Annotated in this window: 17 protein-coding genes and 1 riboswitch; of the genes, 8 read left to right on the top strand and 9 right to left on the bottom strand. The window is 70.5% G+C overall.

Annotated features, from left to right (window positions below; genetic code table 11):
• Positions 1 to 24 precede the first annotated feature (24 nt).
• Both ACWDVB_RS36265 and ACWDVB_RS36260 read right to left on the bottom strand, forming a co-directional pair.
• Positions 25 to 291 carry a DUF4031 domain-containing protein gene (locus tag ACWDVB_RS36265; protein WP_451519077.1) on the bottom strand — a complete coding sequence of 89 codons (267 nt, stop codon included), beginning with the start codon at positions 289 to 291 and terminating at the stop codon, positions 25 to 27.
• Positions 288 to 644, bottom strand: coding sequence for a hypothetical protein (locus ACWDVB_RS36260; protein ID WP_451519076.1), 357 nt, complete (start codon positions 642 to 644; stop codon positions 288 to 290). The genes ACWDVB_RS36265 and ACWDVB_RS36260 overlap by 4 nt, the downstream gene beginning before the upstream one ends.
• 58 nt (positions 645 to 702) lie before the next feature.
• Here ACWDVB_RS36260 and ACWDVB_RS36255 point away from each other — a divergent pair, with 58 nt between their 5' ends.
• From ACWDVB_RS36255 to ACWDVB_RS36235, 5 genes are all read left to right on the top strand, one after another.
• Positions 703 to 1,623 carry a MurR/RpiR family transcriptional regulator gene (locus ACWDVB_RS36255; protein WP_451519075.1) on the top strand — a complete coding sequence of 307 codons (921 nt, stop codon included), beginning with the start codon at positions 703 to 705 and terminating at the stop codon, positions 1,621 to 1,623.
• A gap of 37 nt (positions 1,624 to 1,660) precedes the next feature.
• Entirely contained in the window at positions 1,661 to 2,605 is a 945-nt protein-coding gene (gene murQ / locus ACWDVB_RS36250) for an N-acetylmuramic acid 6-phosphate etherase (protein ID WP_451519074.1), read from the top strand.
• Between the two features lie 50 nt (positions 2,606 to 2,655).
• Positions 2,656 to 2,940, top strand: coding sequence for a type II toxin-antitoxin system Phd/YefM family antitoxin (locus ACWDVB_RS36245; RefSeq protein WP_451519073.1), 285 nt, complete (start codon positions 2,656 to 2,658; stop codon positions 2,938 to 2,940).
• A complete protein-coding gene (locus ACWDVB_RS36240; protein ID WP_451519072.1) occupies positions 2,937 to 3,206 on the top strand; it encodes a type II toxin-antitoxin system RelE family toxin in 270 nt (89 codons plus the stop codon). The genes ACWDVB_RS36245 and ACWDVB_RS36240 overlap by 4 nt, the downstream gene beginning before the upstream one ends.
• A gap of 358 nt (positions 3,207 to 3,564) precedes the next feature.
• A complete protein-coding gene (locus ACWDVB_RS36235) occupies positions 3,565 to 4,866 on the top strand; it encodes an esterase/lipase family protein (RefSeq protein ID WP_451519071.1) in 1,302 nt (433 codons plus the stop codon).
• A 106-nt stretch (positions 4,867 to 4,972) separates the two neighbouring features.
• On the opposite strand, the gene groL is transcribed toward ACWDVB_RS36235, so the two are convergent.
• From groL to thrC, 4 genes are all read right to left on the bottom strand, one after another.
• Positions 4,973 to 6,598 carry a chaperonin GroEL gene (groL, locus tag ACWDVB_RS36230; RefSeq protein WP_451519070.1) on the bottom strand — a complete coding sequence of 542 codons (1,626 nt, stop codon included), beginning with the start codon at positions 6,596 to 6,598 and terminating at the stop codon, positions 4,973 to 4,975.
• Between the two features lie 355 nt (positions 6,599 to 6,953).
• Positions 6,954 to 7,157 carry a cold-shock protein gene (locus ACWDVB_RS36225; protein ID WP_005315736.1) on the bottom strand — a complete coding sequence of 68 codons (204 nt, stop codon included), beginning with the start codon at positions 7,155 to 7,157 and terminating at the stop codon, positions 6,954 to 6,956.
• A gap of 421 nt (positions 7,158 to 7,578) precedes the next feature.
• Positions 7,579 to 7,854, bottom strand: a complete 276-nt coding sequence (locus ACWDVB_RS36220) for a MoaD/ThiS family protein (protein WP_451519069.1) — start codon at positions 7,852 to 7,854, stop codon at positions 7,579 to 7,581.
• Between the two features lie 51 nt (positions 7,855 to 7,905).
• Positions 7,906 to 9,201 carry a threonine synthase gene (thrC, locus tag ACWDVB_RS36215; protein ID WP_451519068.1) on the bottom strand — a complete coding sequence of 432 codons (1,296 nt, stop codon included), beginning with the start codon at positions 9,199 to 9,201 and terminating at the stop codon, positions 7,906 to 7,908.
• A 17-nt stretch (positions 9,202 to 9,218) separates the two neighbouring features.
• A riboswitch (SAM riboswitch) is annotated at positions 9,219 to 9,375 on the bottom strand.
• Between the two features lie 174 nt (positions 9,376 to 9,549).
• Between thrC and ACWDVB_RS36210 the strand changes: the two genes are divergently transcribed.
• Together ACWDVB_RS36210 and ACWDVB_RS36205 are read left to right on the top strand one after the other, a co-directional pair.
• Entirely contained in the window at positions 9,550 to 10,494 is a 945-nt protein-coding gene (locus ACWDVB_RS36210; RefSeq protein WP_451519067.1) for a glucosyl-3-phosphoglycerate synthase, read from the top strand.
• 52 nt (positions 10,495 to 10,546) lie between these two features.
• Entirely contained in the window at positions 10,547 to 11,953 is a 1,407-nt protein-coding gene (locus ACWDVB_RS36205) for an alpha,alpha-trehalose-phosphate synthase (UDP-forming) (protein ID WP_451519066.1), read from the top strand.
• 19 nt (positions 11,954 to 11,972) lie between these two features.
• On the opposite strand, the gene otsB is transcribed toward ACWDVB_RS36205, so the two are convergent.
• Genes otsB through ACWDVB_RS36190 form a run of 3 tightly spaced genes read right to left on the bottom strand, consistent with a single transcriptional unit; the run spans position 11,973 to position 14,416 of the window.
• Positions 11,973 to 12,845 carry a trehalose-phosphatase gene (gene otsB, locus ACWDVB_RS36200; protein WP_451519065.1) on the bottom strand — a complete coding sequence of 291 codons (873 nt, stop codon included), beginning with the start codon at positions 12,843 to 12,845 and terminating at the stop codon, positions 11,973 to 11,975.
• Positions 12,846 to 12,864: 19 nt separating this feature from the next.
• Positions 12,865 to 13,140: a DUF3263 domain-containing protein gene (locus ACWDVB_RS36195; RefSeq protein WP_451519064.1), complete on the bottom strand. Its 276-nt coding sequence runs from the start codon at positions 13,138 to 13,140 to the stop codon at positions 12,865 to 12,867.
• A gap of 10 nt (positions 13,141 to 13,150) precedes the next feature.
• Positions 13,151 to 14,416, bottom strand: coding sequence for an ABC transporter substrate-binding protein (locus ACWDVB_RS36190; protein ID WP_451519063.1), 1,266 nt, complete (start codon positions 14,414 to 14,416; stop codon positions 13,151 to 13,153).
• A gap of 260 nt (positions 14,417 to 14,676) precedes the next feature.
• Between ACWDVB_RS36190 and ACWDVB_RS36185 the strand changes: the two genes are divergently transcribed.
• On the top strand, positions 14,677 to 15,570 hold the full coding sequence (locus ACWDVB_RS36185; protein WP_451519062.1) for an SIS domain-containing protein: 894 nt from the start codon (positions 14,677 to 14,679) through the stop codon (positions 15,568 to 15,570).
• Positions 15,571 to 15,843: the final 273 nt, after the last annotated feature.

Below are 15,843 nucleotides of genomic sequence, written 5' to 3'. Positions count from 1 at the left end.
CGCTCACGCGCGGTGCGCCGCTGCTCAGGCGGGCCGCCCCTTGGGCCTGCGCAGCCCCGCCCCCGTGAGCCGCCGCACCAGCTCCTTCGAGCCCACCTCCACGGCCCCCGCCCGCACCGCGTCCTCGTACCGGTGGGACGGAATGTCGTAGTGGTCGTGGTCGAAGGCGCGCGACGGGGCGCCGATGGACGCCGCGAACGCGTGCAACTCCTCGTACGAGACATCGCTGATCAGGTGGGACCACATGCGGCCGTGGCCCGGCCAGGTCGGCGGATCGATGTAGACCGTCACGTCAGGCTGCCCACCCGGGCGACGACGACACCCGCCTTGCCGCACACCCAGTGCGGGTCGGGTCCCAGCTCCGGCTCCACTTCGAGGGCGTGCGGATCGCCCGAGCCGCACACGGGGCACAGCGGCCACCGCCCGTGCCGCTCAAGCAGCGCGTCCTGTACGTCCTGGGCGACGAGCCCGGCGACGTAGTCGATGCCCTCGGGCCACTGCTCGACCCACCAGCGGCGGTGCGCCACCGACTCCTCGACCAGCGAGACGACCTCGGCCTCGGCGACCTCACGGGCGACGAGATCGGCGAGAACAAGTGCGCGGGCGGCGTGCAACGCCTGCTCCAAGGGGTCGATCGTGTCCATGCAGCCATTGTCACCCCCACGCCTTGACCACGCCGCGCCCTGAAAATACCTTCCAGACGTGACCAATGAAGTGAAGGAAATTTTCGCGGGCACCGCACCCCCGGCCCCCGCCGCCCTCGCGGCCAAGGTGCGGACGCTCGCGCCGACGATGACCCGCTCCATGCAGCGCGTCGCCGAAGCCGTCGCCGGCGACCCCGCCGGCTGCGCCGCCCTCACGGTCACCGGCCTCGCCGAGCTCACCGGCACCAGCGAGGCGACGGTGGTCCGCACCGCCCGCCTCCTGGGCTATCCCGGCTACCGCGACCTGCGCCTCGCCCTCGCGGGACTCGCCGCCCACCAGCAGTCCGGCCGGGCGCCCGCCGTCACCGCGGACATCGCCGTCGACGACCCCATCGCGGACGTCGTCGCGAAACTCGCCTACGACGAGCAGCAGACCCTCGCCGACACCGCCGCCGCACTCGACACCGTGCAGCTCGGCGCCGCCGTCGCCGCGCTCGCCACCGCGCGGCGCGTGGAGATCTACGGCGTCGCCGCCTCCGGCCTGGTCGCCCAGGACCTGGCGCAGAAGCTGCTGCGCATCGGCCACATCGCACACGCGCACTCCGACCCGCACCTGGCCGTCACCAACGCGGTGACGCTGCGCGCCAAGGACGTGGCGATCGCGATCACCCACTCCGGTTCCACGGGTGACGTCATCGAGCCGCTGCGGGTCGCCTTCGAACACGGGGCCACCACGGTAGCGATCACCGGCCGTCCCGACGGCGCGGTCTCGCAGTACGCCGACCACATACTGACCACCTCCACGGCGCGGGAGAGCGAGCTGAGGCCGGCCGCGATGTCGTCCCGTACCAGCCAGCTCCTGGTCGTGGACTGCCTGTTCGTGGGCGTGGCCCAGCGGACGTACGAGACGGCGGCCCCCGCGCTGGCCGCCTCCTACGAGGCACTCGCGCACCGCCACAGCCAGCGCGGCCCCCGCTGACGCCACTCCCACCGGATACGAAAGAGCCACCAACGCCATGACTTCCTCCACCGAGAACTACGGCGAGCTGCGCGCCCAGCTCGCCGCCCTCACCACCGAGGCGTTCCGCCCGGAGCTGTCCGAGATCGACCGGCTGGACACCCTGGAGATCGCGCGGATCATGAACGGCGAGGACACGACCGTCCCCGCGGCCGTGGCCGAGCAGCTGCCCGCGATCGCCGCCGCGATCGACGGCACCGCCGAGCGGATGGCCCGCGGCGGCCGGCTGATCTACGCGGGCGCGGGCACGGCGGGCCGCCTCGGGGTGCTCGACGCCTCCGAGTGCCCGCCCACGTTCAACACCGACCCGAGCGAGGTCGTCGGCCTCATCGCGGGCGGCCCGAGCGCCATGGTGCGGGCGGTCGAGGGCGCGGAGGACCGCAAGGACCTGGCGGCCGAGGACCTGGACGGACTGCCGCTGACGGCGGACGACGTGGTGGTCGGCGTCTCGGCCTCGGGCCGCACCCCGTACGCGATCGGCGCCGTGGAGCACGCGAAGAAGCGCTACGGCGCGCTCACCATCGGCCTCTCCTGCAACGCGGACAGCGCGCTCGCGGCGGCCGCCGAGCACGGCATCGAGGTCGTCGTGGGCCCCGAACTCCTCACGGGCTCCACGCGCTTGAAGGCGGGCACGGCCCAGAAGCTCGTACTCAACATGCTGTCGACGATCACCATGATCCGCCTCGGCAAGACCTACGGGAACCTCATGGTGGACGTACGCGCGTCGAACGAGAAACTGCGCGCCCGCTCCCGCCGCATCGTCGCCCTCGCCACGGGCGCCGCCGACGAGGAGATCGAGGCCGCGCTGGCCGCGACGGACGGCGAGGTGAAGAACGCCATCCTGACCATCCTCGGCGAAGTCGACGCCCCTACGGCCGCGCACCTCCTCACCACGTCGAACGGCCACCTGCGAGCGGCCCTGGACAAGGCCCGCGCGAGCTGAGCCCGCGGCTTCGGAGCGCAGGTGTACACGTCCACGCGTACACTAGTGGTATGAGCGAGAACGTCACCATCCGGGAAGCCCGTGCCCACCTCGCCGAGGTCGTCGACAGAGCCGAGGCCGGCGAGGTGACCGTGCTGACCCGCAAGGGGAAGCGCGTAGCGGCCCTGGTGCCCATAGAGGTACTGGACGCGCTGGATGAAGCCGCCGACGAACTCGCGGCACGCGAGGCCGAGCGGCACCGCGACGACCCCACCGTCGGCATGGCCGAACTCCTGGCAGACCTTTTCGAAGGCGACGGCAAGGGCAGCGGCAAAGCCGAGGGCGACGCCGCGTGAAGTATGCCTTCCGCTTCACCACTCACGCTCAGCGTCAGCTCCGCTCCATCGACCGGCAACAGGCTCTGCGCGTTCTGACGGCCCTCGCATCGCTCGGGGACGACCCGCATCGCGATGACACCGACACCAAGAAGCTCACCGGCCACGACGGGCTGTACCGGCTACGCGTCGGAAGCTTCCGAGTGGTCTACGAGATCCAGAACGACGTCCTGGTGATCCTCGTTGTCCACGTCGGCAATCTCCGCGATGTGTACCGCGGCCTGTGAGTCCGGACGCAGACGCGAAGAGGAAGCTCCTTGAGGTACGCGGTCACCGAGGTCGCCCGGTCGCCTTCGCGACATACTTCCCCCGCTTCCGCGGGCGGATCCCGACCGGCCCGGCCGCCTCGATGGCCGACGCGCCGTCGAAGCCCGCCCGCTTTTCGACCGCCGTCGCCCGCGCGCCCCTGGCCAGGAAGCCGGCTCCCCACCCGCCCCACCCGTAAACGGCCGAAGCCGCGCTGTCCGAAAGGGGCCCGGCCGACTGTCGGCGGCCGACCGGCGTACCCAAGATGGCGCGACGAACGGCACCGGCGCGCGTACGCCATCACGCGCCGACCAAGCGGCACCACCGGAGGGGACCCTCATGACCGACCCCAACCAGCCCGCCCAGCCCGGCCGACCCGCCCAGCCCGACCCGCTCAGCGAAGCCGACGCCCGGGACATCTCCGAGGCCTTCGGGGCCGCCGCCCGCGTCACCCTCGCCCCCGGACCGCGGGAGGCCCGGGAGGCCCCCGCCGCCGCGCCCGAGCCGGACGACGAGTGGACGCTGCCCGAAGGGCGTGCCTGGGTGTATCTCGCCGACCGGGAGCGGGGGCTGACCCGCCCCGTCATCCTCGGGGACGGCTTCAACTCGGGCCCGAGCGAGCTGGATTACTCCTGGGAGATCCTGGAGCGCGGCCCGTATCCGTTCGTCAGCGCCCTGCGGCAGCGCGGCTACGACGTCATCCTGCTCGGCTTCGACGAGCGCGGCGCCTCCATCCTCGACAACGCCAAGGTCGCACGGGCCGCCATCCAGGAAGCCATCGCCCGGCGCAACGGCAACCACCCGCTGACCGTCGGCGGCTTCAGCATGGGCGGCCTCGTCACGCGGTACGCGCTCGCCAAGATGGAGCACGACGGCGGCGAGGAGAACGACCACCAGACCGCCCTCTACTTCTCCTACGACAGTCCGCACCGCGGCGCCTGGATCCCCCTCGCCCTCCAGTCGTTCGCGCACTACATCCGGCGGCTCAACGCGGCGTTCTCGGACCAGATGAACAGCCCGGCGGCCCGCCAGCTGCTGTGGCAGCACATCGCCGAGTGGGACGACCTCCCCGAGACGGACAAGGAGCGCGGCACCTTCCTCGCCGAGCTGGACCGGGTCGGCGGCTGGCCGGCGCGGCCGAAGAAGATCGGCGTGGCCAACGGCGTACGCATCGGGCAGAGCAACGGCGTCCGCCCCGGAGAGAAGGCCTTCCACGGCAAGGGCCTGGCCATCACCGGCACGCACCTGCACATCCAGTCCGCGGGCGAGGACCAGCTCGTCGCGCAGCTGAGGGTCGTGACGCTGCGCAAGCCCCGCATCCGCACCTCGGGGCTGCCGGAGATCGACGGCGCGCCGGGCGGCACCCTGGAGGGCTTCGGCATCCTCGCCGACGAGCTGAACAAGATCCCCGCGCTCATCGGCCTCGGCTCCGAGGCGGACATCCGCGCGCACTGCTTCGTCCCGACGGTCAGCGCCATCGCCCTGCGCGACATCGACACCCACGAGAAGCTGTACGAGCCGGTCACGGCCGCCGACGAGGAGCTGAGCGAGCTGGACGAGTTCCGCTGCGCCTCCGAGAACGAAGGCCACACCCTGGTCACCGAGGAGCTCTGCACCTGGATCATGGACCGGCTGCCGTAGCCCGTAATCCGTCATCCATCATCCGGAAACGCCCGAGGGCGGCACCCCTTCGTGAGAAGGAGTGCCGCCCTCGGAACGTACGGGACGTCGATCAACCAGAGGTCGATCAGAAGTCCATGTCACCGCCCGGCATGCCGCCGCCGGCCGGGGCGGCGCCCGCCTTCTCCGGCTTGTCGGCGATGACGGCCTCGGTGGTGAGGAACAGCGCGGCGATGGACGCGGCGTTCTGCAGGGCAGAGCGCGTGACCTTCGCCGGGTCGAGGATGCCCTCGGCGATCATGTCGACGTACTCACCGGTCGCGGCGTTCAGGCCGTGGCCGATGGGCAGGTTGCGGACCTTCTCGACGATGACGCCACCCTCAAGGCCGGCGTTGACCGCGATCTGCTTCAGCGGGGCCTCAAGGGCCAGCTTCACAGCGGCGGCACCGGTGGCCTCGTCACCTTCGAGCTCAAGCTTCTCGAAGACGGCGGAGGCCTGGATGAGGGCCACGCCACCACCGGCGACGATGCCCTCCTCGACGGCCGCCTTCGCGTTGCGAACGGCGTCCTCGATGCGGTGCTTGCGCTCCTTGAGCTCGACCTCGGTCGCGGCACCGGCCTTGATGACGGCCACGCCGCCCGCGAGCTTCGCCAGGCGCTCCTGGAGCTTCTCGCGGTCGTAGTCCGAGTCGCTGTTCTCGATCTCGGCGCGGATCTGGTTGACGCGACCCTGGACCTGGTCGCTCTCACCGGAGCCGTCGACGATCGTGGTCTCGTCCTTGGTGATGACGACCTTGCGGGCGCGGCCGAGCAGGTCGAGACCGGCGTTCTCCAGCTTGAGGCCGACCTCCTCGGAGATGACGGTGCCACCGGTGAGGATGGCGATGTCGCCGAGCATGGCCTTGCGGCGGTCACCGAAGCCCGGGGCCTTGACGGCGACGGACTTGAAGGTGCCACGGATCTTGTTGACGACGAGCGTGGACAGCGCCTCGCCCTCGACGTCCTCCGCGATGATCAGCAGCGGCTTGCCCGACTGCATGACCTTCTCCAGGAGCGGAAGGAGGTCCTTCACGTTGGAGATCTTGGAGTTGACGATCAGGATGTACGGGTCGTCGAGCGACGCCTCCATACGCTCCATGTCGGTGGCGAAGTACGCCGAGATGTAGCCCTTGTCGAAGCGCATGCCCTCGGTGAGCTCAAGCTCGAGCCCGAAGGTCTGCGACTCCTCGACGGTGATGACGCCTTCCTTGCCGACCTTGTCCATCGCCTCGGCGATGAGCTCGCCGATCTGGGTGTCGGCGGCGGAGATGGAGGCCGTCGAAGCGATCTGCTCCTTGGTCTCGACATCCTTCGCCTGCTCGAGCAGGGCGCCCGAGACGGCCTCGACGGCCTTCTCGATGCCGCGCTTGAGGGCCATCGGGTTGGCACCGGCGGCCACGTTGCGCAGACCCTCGCGCACCAGGGCCTGGGCCAGGACGGTCGCGGTCGTCGTGCCGTCACCGGCGACGTCGTCCGTCTTCTTCGCGACCTCCTTGACCAGCTCGGCGCCGATCTTCTCGTACGGGTCCTCGAGCTCGATCTCCTTGGCGATGGACACACCATCGTTGGTGATCGTGGGGGCGCCCCACTTCTTCTCGAGGACGACGTTGCGACCCTTGGGGCCCAGGGTCACCTTGACGGCGTCGGCGAGCTGGTTCATGCCGCGCTCGAGGCCGCGCCGTGCCTCCTCGTCGAACGCGATGATCTTGGCCATGTGAAGTGGTCCTCCCGGACGAATGGGGTCTCCCCCAGTCTCGTTAAGAGCCTGGGGAAGGAAAAGCAGGCAAACGGACCGTGCTGGTGCCCGCGACGGACGGTCTGCCTGCCGTGTGGTTCCTTGCCCCACCCGGCCTACGGACCTCACCGACCCGATCCAAGTTCTGTCACTCTCACTGGGAGAGTGCTAAGCCCAATGATTAGCACTCGACCCCCACGAGTGCAAGGTGCTCCCGCCAGATCCGCCCCGCGCGGGGGAGCCGCGCGGGGAGCGCGGACGCACACGAGGGGCCCGTACCCCGATGGGATACGAGCCCCTCACGATGCTTGCTTCGGTGGTCGATCGCGCCGAGCTAGACGGCGAGCTTGACCATGTCCGCCTGCGGACCCTTCTGGCCCTGCGAGATCTCGAACTCGACTCGCTGACCTTCTTCAAGGGTGCGGTAACCGTCCATCTGGATCGCGCTGTAGTGGACGAAAACATCCGCACCACCGTCGACCGCGATGAAGCCGTACCCCTTCTCCGCGTTGAACCACTTGACGGTGCCCTGAGCCATGCCTAACTCCCCTATTACTGGCCCTTGCACAGGACCGCACTTCGCGGACCCGGGTCAGACCTCACCCCCCAATGGATGGGGGTGTGCGCCGGAACGCGTCGACCGCCGCTGAATGTATCTGTCCAACTGCCCTCTGCAACAGGTCAATCGGACGAGAATTCTGGGCACGCCTGATCGGGAATATGCGGAGAATTCACCGGGATCCAGGGCAAGTCGGGCCGGGCAAATGCCACGTAGGGCTCAAAGGGGCGGCTCGCTTTGGCTGCTTCTTGTCGACTCGGGGCCGACTTCGTATATGCACTCGGCACAAACGGTGAAGCGCCTTTCCCAACTGTACCGCGCTCAACCATGCAGAATTGCCCCCTCCGTTTCTCTCCCGGAGGGGGCAATGGGGGTTATGCAGGGAGCCTGCGGAAACGGATCATCCGCCGGCGACCGCCGGAATGATCGAGACGCCCGCGCCGTCCGGGGTGGCCGTCTCCAGGCCCTTTTCGAAGCGGACGTCGTCGTCGTTCACGTACACGTTGACGAAGCGGCGCAGCTTGCCCTGGTCGTCCAGGACGCGGGCCGCGATGCCGGTGTGGTTCTTCTCCAGGTCGGCGATGACCTGCCCCAGGGTCGCCCCCTCGGCGGCCACTTCGGCCTTGCCGCCGGTGTAGGTGCGGAGGATGGTAGGAATCCGGACGTTCACGCTCATGGGTTCACCTCGGTAGTTCAGGTCGGAAGGAAAGCTCAGGCCCTACGGCGGCTAACGGGCAAGCCCCGCGGCGCGGAACGCCTCGACGCTGGGCCGGATCGTGGCAGTGGCCTGCGACGTCTCAGCGACGGCGTCCAGCGTCTTCAGGCCATCTCCTGTGTTCAGCACGACCGTGGTCAGCGAGGGATCGATGAGCCCCGCCTCGACCAGCTTCCTCGTGACGCCCACGGTCACCCCCCCGGCGGTCTCCGCGAAGATGCCCTCGGTCCGCGCGAGGAGCTTGATCGCGTCGACGACCTGCTCGTCGTTCACGTCCTCCACGGCGCCGCCCGTGCGGCGCGCGATGTCGAGGACGTACGGCCCGTCGGCGGGGTTGCCGATGGCGAGGGACTTGGCGATGGTGTCCGGCTTCTGGGGGCGTACGACGTCGTGGCCCGCCTTGAAGGCGGCCGACACCGGAGAGCATCCCTCCGCCTGCGCACCGAAGATCTTGTACGGCTTGTCCGCCACGAGGCCGAGCGCGATCAGCTCCTTGAGCCCCTTGTCGATCTTCGTGAGCTGTGAGCCGGAGGCGATCGGGATGACCAGCTGGTCGGGCAGCTCCCACCCCAGCTGCTCGCAGATCTCGTACGCGAGGGTCTTGGAACCCTCGCCGTAGTACGGCCGGAGGTTGACGTTGACGAAGCCCCAGCCCTCGCCCAGCGGGTCGCCGATCAGCTCGGAGCAGAAGCGGTTCACGTCGTCGTAGTTGCCCTCGATGCCGACGAGCTCACCGCCGTAGACCGCGGCCATGACGACCTTGCCCTGCTCCAGGTCGTGCGGGATGAACACGCAGGAGCGGAAGCCGGCGCGGGCCGCGGCGGCGCCGACGGCGCCCGCGAGGTTGCCGGTGGAGGAGCAGGAGAGCGTGGTGAAGCCGAAGGCCCTCGCCGCCTCCAGGGCCTGCGCGACGACGCGGTCCTTGAAGGAGTGCGTGGGGTTGCCGGAGTCGTCCTTGACGAACAACTTGCCCTGCTCGACGCCGAGTTCACGCGCGAGGTTGTCGGCCTTGACGAGCTTGGTCCAGCCGGGGTTGAGATTCGGCTTGTCGGCGACGTCGGCGGGGACGGGCAGCAGCGGGGCGTAGCGCCAGATGTTGGCGGGCCCGGCCTCGATCCGCTTGCGGAGGGCTTCCGGGTCGCCGAGGGGCAGGTCGTACGCGACTTCGAGGGGGCCGAAACACTCGGCGCAGGCGAAGATCGGGCCGAGCGGGAACTTGGTGCCGCATTCCCGGCAGGAGAGACCCGAGGCGGGACCGAGGTCAACGGTCGTGGCGGGGGTTTCGGTGGCGACAGTCTGCACAGCCATGGAGGGGAGGCCCTTTCTCCTCATCTTCCCCGCGGCGCATCTCGCCGCGAGACGGAATTGGCACCTTCCCTAGCCGGGAGCCTCGCGGCGCTGATCACTTGATCGCGTCCGAGACCGGCTGGAGGGTTGCCGGGGCTTCAACGGGCCGTATCCCTCTGCCCCTCTGGATGAGCGGTATTCGATTATGGGATTCAGTTGTCGATCTCGACGTGGTTGTCGATCTCGAACGCGGCAGCGACCCCGACATGCGATGGTCACCGGCGTTGTTCAAGACTGTAACCGAAGCCCTGGACCCTTGAGATAGTCGTCCGCACCGCGAGATGGATCACATATGGGAGGACCCTGACCGTGCTGGAAGAGGTCGAGCGCTGGCTGAACGGACGTTCGTGGTCCGTCGCCGACCGCCCGCTGGACCGGTTGTCCGCCGCCAAGCGCGCGTCCGGCGCGACGGTGAGCGTCGTGCTGCCCGCGCTGGACGAACAGGAGACGGTCGGCGCGATCGTCTCCGAGATCCGCCGCGAGCTGATCGAGAGGGTTCCGCTGGTCGACGAGCTGGTGGTGATCGACTCCGGCTCGTCCGACCGTACGGCGCGGGTGGCGCGGGAGGCGGGCGCCGAGGTCGTCCACCGGGACGAGATCCTGCCGCGCATCGCGCCGCTGCCCGGCAAGGGCGAGGTGCTGTGGCGTTCGCTGCTCGTGACGAGCGGGGACATCGTCGCGTTCGTCGACGCGGATCTGCGGGAGTTCTCCGCGGACTTCGTCACGGGGATCGTGGGCCCGCTCCTGACCGACCCGGACGTGGCCTTCGTGAAGGCGATGTACGACCGTCCGCTCGGCGAGGCCGCGGGCCAGGGCGGCCGGGTGACCGAGCTGATGGCGCGGCCGCTGCTGAACATGCACTGGCCGCTGCTCGCCGGTTTCGTCCAGCCGCTGGGCGGCGAGTACGCGGCCCGCAGGTCGCTCCTGGAGCGGCTGCCGTTCCCCGTCGGGTACGGCGTGGAACTGGGGCTGCTCGTCGACGCGCTGCACACGGTCGGCCTGGACGCGCTGGCGCAGGTGGACGTCGGGGTGCGCAAGCACCGCCACCAGGACGGGCAGGCGCTCGGGCGGATGGCGGCGGCGATCTACCGGACGGCGCAGCTGCGGCTCGCGCGCGGACATCTCGTACGCCCGGAGCTGACGCAGTTCGAGCGGGGCGAGCACGGATTCGTGCCGCGGACCCACGCCGTGGACACGGAGGAGCGGCCGCCGATGGCCGGCATCGCGGAGTACGCGCACCGGCGCGTGGCGTGACCGCTTCCGGTCGTACGTTTGCCCGGCCCCGGGACGGGCTACGTTTTGCCACATGGTCCCCGAGCCCCGAACAGCAGCAGCGCAAGCACAGGTACTCGTCGCGTCCAACCGCGGCCCCGTCTCGTACACCGTCACAGAGGACGGCGAGCTGACCGCCAAACGCGGCGGCGGCGGTCTCGTCTCCGGGCTGAGCGCCATCGGCGACGAGGCGGACGCCCTCTGGGTGTGCGCGGCGCTCGGCGAGGGCGACCGGGAGGCGGTGCGGCGCGGCGTCGGCGAGCCGGGCGTGCGGATGCTCGACATCGACGCGGGCTCCCGCGAGGGCGTGCACGCGGCGGCGTACAACGGCATCGCCAACTCGGTCCTGTGGTTCGTCCACCACATGCTGTACCAGACCCCCCTGGAACCGGCCTTCGGCCCGGAGTTCCGCGCGCAGTGGGAGGCGTACGAGACGTACAACCGCGCGTTCGCCCAGGCGCTGGCGGCCGAGGCGGCCCCGGGGGCGGCGGTCCTCGTGCAGGACTACCACCTGACGCTGGTGCCGGGCATGCTCCGCGAGCTCCGCGAGGACCTGCGGATCGGCCACTTCTCGCACACCCCGTGGGCGCCTGCCGACTACTTCCGGATGCTGCCGGACGACGTGGCGGAACAGGTGCTGCGCGGGATGCTCGGCGCGGACCGGCTCGGATTCCTGACCGGACGCTGGGCGGACGCCTTCACGGAGTGCTGTGTGCGGCTGCTCGGCGGGACGTCCGGGACGCGCGTCGGGGTGCACGGCCTCGGCGCCGACGCGGACTTCCTGCGGGAGCGCTCGCGGCGGGACGACGTCGAGGAGCGGATGGCGACGCTGCGGGAGCAGGTCGGCGAGGGCCGCAAGACGATCGTACGGGTGGACAGGACGGAGCTGTCCAAGAACATCGTGCGGGGCATGCTGGCCTACCGCGAGCTCCTCGACACCCACCCCGAGTGGCGGGAGCGGGTCGTCCACGTCGCCTTCGCCTACCCCTCGCGGCAGGACCTCGCGGTGTACCGCGACTACACCGCGGAGGTCTCGCGCGTCGCCGAGTCGATCAACGCCGAGTACGGCACGCCCGGCTGGACGCCGGTGCTCCTCCACGTGGACGACGACTTCGCCCGCTCGCTCGCGGCATACCGCATCGCGGACGTGGCGCTGGTCAACCCCATCCGCGACGGCATGAACCTCGTCGCGAAGGAGGTGCCGGTCGTCTCCGACGAGGGGTGCGCGCTGGTGCTATCGCGGGAGGCGGGGGCGTACGAGGAGCTGGGCGACGACGCGATCCCGGTCAACCCCTACGACGTGACGGCGACGGCCGCCGCGCTGCACGCCGGGCTGTCCATGCCGGTCGAGGAGCGGGCGGAGCGGACGAAGCGGCTCGCGGCGGCGGCTACGGCGTTGCCGCCGGCGCAGTGGTTCCTGGACCAGTTGCGGGCGCTGTAGGGCTTCACGTCACGTCCGGTCAGTTCAGGTGCTCTGTGATGGACGACAGCAGGCCCACCACGCCCAGGGGTCCTGGCACCACCAGGTCGGCGCGGTCCGCCAGTTCCGCGACCTCCGCGCTGCCGCTGCACACCAGCAGGCCCGCCACGCCGTCCGAGCGGAGCTTCTCGACGGCGGCGAAGGCGGGGAGGTCGCCGAGGTCGTCGCCCGCGTAGAGGACGGATTCCGCGCCGACCTCACGGAGGTACGCGGCGAGGGCCACGCCCTTGTCCATGCCCGGCGGGCGCAGCTCCAGGACCATGCGGCCCGGTTCGACGATCAGGCCGTGCCGGTGCGCCAGCTCGGCGAGCGGTTCGCGCAGCGCCTCGAAGGCGGCCTGCGGATCCTGCGCGCGGCGCGTGTGGACCGCGACGGCCCGCCCCTTCTCCTCTATCCACGTGCCGCGCCAGGCGCCGATCGTGTCGAGGAACCCGGGCAGCTCGGCGCGGACGGCCGCGACCCCGGGGTGCGGTTCGGCGGCGTGGACCGTGCCGGTCACCGCGTCCCAGCGCTCGGCGCCGTAGTGCCCGAGGACCACGAGGTGTTCGAGCCCCGGCACGCCCGCGAAGCCGCCGTAGCGGACGGCGACGCCCGCCGGGCGGCCCGTGACCACGGCGACGGACCGCAGCCGCGGGGCGAGCGCGGCCAGCGCGGGCACGGCGTCCGGGTGGGCGCGGGCCTGCTCGGGGTCGGGCACGATCGCGGCGAGCGTGCCGTCGAAGTCGAGGGCCACGACGGACCTTTCGGGCCGCGCGAGGAGTGCGGCGAGGCCGTCGCGTCCCGCGGGCGTCACGGGCTCGGGCAGTCCGGGACGCCCGGGCCGGTCGGACTGCGCGTACGTTGAGTCACCCATGGGCCCGACCTTAACCGCGTCAGCGCTCTTCGCGCCGTGACTCCCGCACCCGGCGCAGCCGATTGACCGTAATCGGGTCGTGCGCGAGGGCCCGGGGGTCGTCCAGGAGGGCGTTCAGGAGCTGGTAGTAGCGCACCGGCACCATGCCGAGCTCCTCGCGGACGGCGCGTTCCTTGGCGCCGGGGCCCGGCCAGGAGCGCCGCTCCAGGGCGAGGACGGCGCGATCCCGATCGGAGAGTCCCCGATCAGAGAGCCCCTGATCGGAGAGTTCATGGCCGGGTTCGTGGTCGGTCATACGACCCACGCTATTCCGCGTTCTCCGCGGACGCCGCCTTGTTCTGGATCTGGGCGAGGGTCGAGGAGGGGTTGCCGTTCTTGCCGACGGTCCTGCCGATCTGCTTCTTGATGTCGGCCGAGACCTGCGCCCACGACGTCTTGCCCACCGGGTAGAGCTGCGAGGTCGGCAGCTCGTTGAGGAACTTGCCCAGCTCGGTGTGGCCGCGGTCCTTGGCCATCGTCTCGGACGCGGAGGTCGTCACGGGGAGAATGTCGTACTCGTTGGAGAAGTCGAGCACGTTCTTCTTGCTGTAGACGTAGTCGAGGAACTTGCCGGCCTCCTTGCGGTGGCCGTTCTGCTTGAACGCCATCATCCAGTCGGCGACGCCCATCGTGGCCCGCGCCTTGCCGTTGATGCCGGGCGCCGGCACCATGCCGAACTTCACGCCCTTCTTGGCGGCCATCTTCATCAGCGTCGGGTGACCGTTGAGCATGCCGACCTCGCCGCGCGAGAACGCGGCGAACGCCTCGGCGCGGTTCATCTCGCCGGGCGGCGTCGGGCCCGTCAGGCCCTTGCCGACGAGCTCGTCGCGCAGCCAGGAGAACGTCTTCGCGTTCTGCTTGGAGTCGATGTCGTACGAGCCGACGTTGTCGGTGTAACCGCCGCCGCCGCTGAGCATCCACATCAGCGTCTCGGCGGGCGCCTCCTCGGGGCCGAGCGGCAGCGCGTACGGGATCTTCACGCCGCGCGCCTTGAGGGCCTTCGCGTCGCTCTGCAGCTCGCTCCAGCTCTGCGGCGGGGTGAGGTCGGCGTCCTTGAACAGCTTGGTGTTGTAGAAGAGCAGGCGCGTGGAGGAGGCGAACGGCATGCCGTACTGGATGCGGTTGACCTCGCCGGCCTGGGCGAGCGGGGCCAGGAAGTCGGCCTGGGTGGCGATGGAGAGGAGTTCGTCGGCCTCGTAGAGCTTGTCCTGCGCGGCGTAGTCGGCGTACGCGCCGATCTGCGCCAGGTCAGGGGCCTCGCCCTTCTTGACCATCTCCTTGACCTCGCGGTCCACGTCGTTCCAGGAGTGGACGGTCACCTCGACGTTGATGCCGGGGTTGTCCTTCTCGAAGCCCTCGACGACCTTGTCCCAGTACTTCTTGGAGCTGTTCGCCGCGGAGTCGCCGTAGTCGGCGGCCACCAGCTTGAGGGTGACGTCGCCGGAGTCGCCGGGACCGCCGCAGCCGGCGAGCACGCCCGCCATGCCCAGTGCGGCCACCGCCGCGGTCAGTCCTGTCACGCGCCGCTGCACAGCTGTCCCACCCTCATCGCTTCCGCGTACTTACTGGGGGCTTCTGCGTCCCAGCACTGTTGAACTGCGAGTTTCTCCCGAGTCCGGACACAAGGTCTACACCACCCGAGTATCACTTGTGCAACGGGCTCCGGTGGGGGGAGGGCCGTTGCTCTGCGGAGGCCCTGGCTGCTATGCACGTCACGTTCACGAGCAGTCCGAGCAGTCCGAGCACGTCCGAAGTCCCGAAACAGTTCCGCACTGACGAGGAGCCTTGGCGCATGTCGCGTACCGCAGCAGAAATAGCCACTCAGCCCGCCTGCTGGCACCGGGCGGCGGAGGCGGCCGCATCGTTCGACGGACTGCCGGAGCCGGGCGAGCGGGTGGCCGTCACCGGGTGCGGGACGTCGTGGTTCATGGCCATCGCGTACGCGGCGCTGCGCGAGGCCGCCGGGCAGGGGGAGACGGACGCCTTCGCGTCGTCGGAGTTCCCGTCCGGGCGGCGCTACGACCGGGTGGTGGCGATCACCCGGTCCGGCACGACGACGGAGGTCCTGGAACTCCTCGGGCAGCTGAAGGGCACGGTCCCGACGGTCGCGCTGACCGCCGATCCGAAGACGCCGGTCATGGACGCGGCGGACGCGGTGGCCGTCCTGGACTGGGCGGACGAGGAGTCGGTCGTCCAGACCCGCTTCGCCACGACCGCGCTCTCCTTCCTGCGGGCCGGGCTCGGCGACATCCCCGGCGTGAAGTCGGTGGCCGAGGCGGCGGTCGACGCGGAACTCGCGGTGACGGAGCCGTTGCCGCCGGCGGTGGTCGGGGCGGAGCAGTGGACGTTCCTGGGCCGCGGCTGGACGTACGGACTGGCCCTGGAGGCGGCGCTGAAGATGCGGGAGGCGGCGGGGGCGTGGACGGAGTCGTACCCGGCGATGGAGTACCGCCACGGTCCGATCTCCATCACCGGTCCCGGCCGCGTGGCATGGATGTTCGGCAAGCTTCCGGAGGGCCTCGCGGGTGACGTGGCCCGCGTGGGCGGCGAACTGGTCGCCCGCCAGGAGACGGACCCCCTGGCGGACCTGATCCGCGCGCAGCGGCTCGCGGTGGCGCTGGCGGAATCCCGCGGCTACGACCCGGACCGCCCTCGGAACCTGACGCGGAGCGTGATCCTGAGCTGAAGCTGGCGGGGGCGCCTTGGCTTGGCGGGGGCGCCTTGGCGGGCGGGCGGCTGTCCGGCTCGGGCGGCCGAAGGCGCCCCTCCCCGCCGCTTCGCGGCGGATGCCTCCCACCCACCCGCCCGTGCACCCCGCGTCGAGACGTCCACGCAGGAACGACGGCACCTCGACCGCGGCCGCCTGCTGAGACCCTGGGCAGAGCACCCCCTCGCCCCACGGCCAACCCGCCCCACCCCAAACCGCCGCTGCGCGGCGGCCCGCAAGGTGGCCATCCGG

The sequence above is a fragment of the Streptomyces sp. NPDC003379 genome (genome assembly GCF_053589195.1).
Note: the sequence above shows the minus strand (reverse complement) of the source record. Positions and strands in the feature narration are given on the sequence as shown.